The sequence below is a fragment of the Streptomyces sp. NPDC055078 genome (assembly GCF_053607985.1).
This window is the reverse complement of record NZ_JBSGUP010000960.1, coordinates 1-2,252: the sequence shown is the minus strand read 5'-3', so window position 1 is coordinate 2,252 and position 2,252 is coordinate 1. Positions and strand designations below refer to the sequence as shown.

Sequence of the window (2,252 nt, the reverse complement as noted above, 5' to 3'; positions counted from 1 at the left end):
TCACGGGTCTGCTGCTCGAAGCGCGCGGCGGGCCCGAAGCTGTGGCGGCAGGCGCCGGAGCCGGGATCTCCCGCCGCGCGCGGCGGCGCTCGCAGCGGGTCGTCGCACTTTCGACCGCGGGCAGCCGGGTCGTCGCATGTTCGACCGCGGGCAGCTCGTGGTGACCGACCGTATCGAGAAGCGAGCGGTCGGCCCGCTCCGGGAGCGCTTGGATGGTGCACCCGACCCCCTCCTTTCCCGGTGACCGGGCGATCCGGTCGTGGACGCCGCGTCGGTGCGTCCGGTCGTGGACGCGGCCCCGGTGCGCGGGTCCGTGGCTCGTGGACATCGCACCTCCTCGGCGCTGGGTCCGCGCGCTGATTGACAAGGTTAACTGACCGCACGTACGGTCGGAAGGTCTTCGGTGCGAAAGGCGGTGGTCATGTCGCACGACCGGACGGTCCGCGGGTGAGGCCCCTCGGCACTCGCCCGCGTCCGCCCCCTCGCGCACGCCCGCTCCCTGACGGGCCGACTTGTGTGTAGGGTCCGTCGCCGAAGGCCGTACCCCACCGCCAGGACCGGGGCCGTCCGCACCCGCGCGATCGGCCCCGCCGGGTTCCGGGCGGGCGGGGAAACCGTCCTCTCCACCGCCCGTATCTCCGTACCGCCACCACCGCTCCACTGCCCCTACCGCACATTCCGTCCCCCGACGTGGTGCTCCCCGCACCGAGTAGAGCCGCCCACGGAGGCTGCGTTGTTCTTTCCTCTCACCGTCCGTGATTTTCTCGACCGGGCGACCACGGTGTATCCCGACCGCGTCGCCGTCGTCGACGAGCCAGACCAGCCCGCCGTGTCATGGGGCTCGATCAGTTACGCCGAACTGGGACGGCGGGCCCGACGGCAGGCCGCGACCCTGGACGACCTGGGTCTGCCGACCGGTGCCAGGGTCGCGGTCGTCTCCCAGAACTCGGCCCGGCTGCTCACCTCGTTCTTCGGCGTCTGCGGCTGGGGTCGTGTCCTCGTCCCCGTCAACTTCCGTCTGACCTCGGCCGAGATCGGCTATATCGTCCGCCACTGCGGCGCCCAGGTGCTCATGGTCGACCCCGCGCTGCGCCATCTGCTGGACGAGGTCGACTGCGAGCACACCTTCGTCCTGGGCGAGGACGACGACAGGATCTGGGCGAGCGAGTCCGAGCCTCGGCCCTGGGACGCCGACGAGGCGGCGACCGCGACCATCAACTACACCTCCGGCACGACCGCGCGCCCCAAGGGCGTCCGGATGACGCACCGGAGTCTGTGGGTCAACGCGAGCGTCTTCGGCTGGCAGGCGTCGGTCGACGACCGTGATGTCTATCTGCACACCCTGCCGCTCTTCCACGTCAACGGCTGGGGTCACCCCTTCGCCGTCACCGGCATGGGCGGCAGGCACATCATGATCCGGCAGATCGACGGCGCGGAGATCCTGCGGCGGATCGAGGAGCACGGCGTCACCTATCTGTGCGCCGCCCCCGCCGTGGTGGCCACCATCCTGGACGCGGCGGAGACGTGGGAGGGCGGGATTCCCGGCCGCGACCGGGTCCGGGTGATCGTCGCGGGCGCCCCGCCGCCCACCCGTACCATCGAGCGCGTACGGCGCGACCTGGGCTGGGAGTTCATCCAGATCTACGGTCTCACCGAGACCGCACCGCTGCTGACGATGAGCCGGATGCGTGCGGAGTGGGACGACCTGGAGCCGGCGGAGCAGGCCCGCCTGCTGGGCCGGGCGGGCGCTCCCGCCCTCGGCGTACGCCTGATGACCGACGACGACGGCGAGGTGCTCGCGCGGTCCAACCACAACCTCGACGGCTACTGGGACAATCCGGAGGCCACTGCGGAGGCGCTGGCGGGCAACTGGTTCCACACCGGCGACGGCGGGACCCTCCAGGACGGCTGTCTGACCATCGCGGACCGCAAGAAGGACGTCATCATCACCGGCGGCGAGAACGTCTCGTCCATCGAGGTCGAGGATGTCCTGATGTCGCACCCCGCCGTCCGGGAAGCCGCGGTGATCGGCATCCCGGACGAGAAATGGGGCGAACTCGTCACCGCGCTGGTCGTCGTCGACGGTGAGGTGCCGGCGGACGAGCTGATCGCCCACTGCCGTCAGCAGCTCGCCGGGTACAAGTGCCCCAAGCGGGTCGAGTTCCGTGCGGAACTCGTCCGTACGGCCACCGGCAAGCTCCAGAAGTTCAAGTTGCGCGAGCCGTTCTGGGAGGGACACGACCGCCAGGTCC

2 protein-coding genes are annotated in these 2,252 nt (G+C 70.8%); one reads left to right on the top strand and one right to left on the bottom strand.

Annotated elements, in window-relative coordinates; translation table 11 throughout:
- The coding region (locus tag ACWF94_RS39125) for a hypothetical protein (RefSeq protein WP_453499846.1) at positions 1 to 328 on the bottom strand (328 nt) is incomplete at its 3' end.
- Positions 329 to 733: 405 nt separating this feature from the next.
- Here ACWF94_RS39125 and ACWF94_RS39120 point away from each other — a divergent pair.
- A partial coding sequence (locus tag ACWF94_RS39120; RefSeq protein WP_453499844.1) for an AMP-binding protein occupies positions 734 to 2,252 on the top strand: 1,519 nt, incomplete at its 3' end.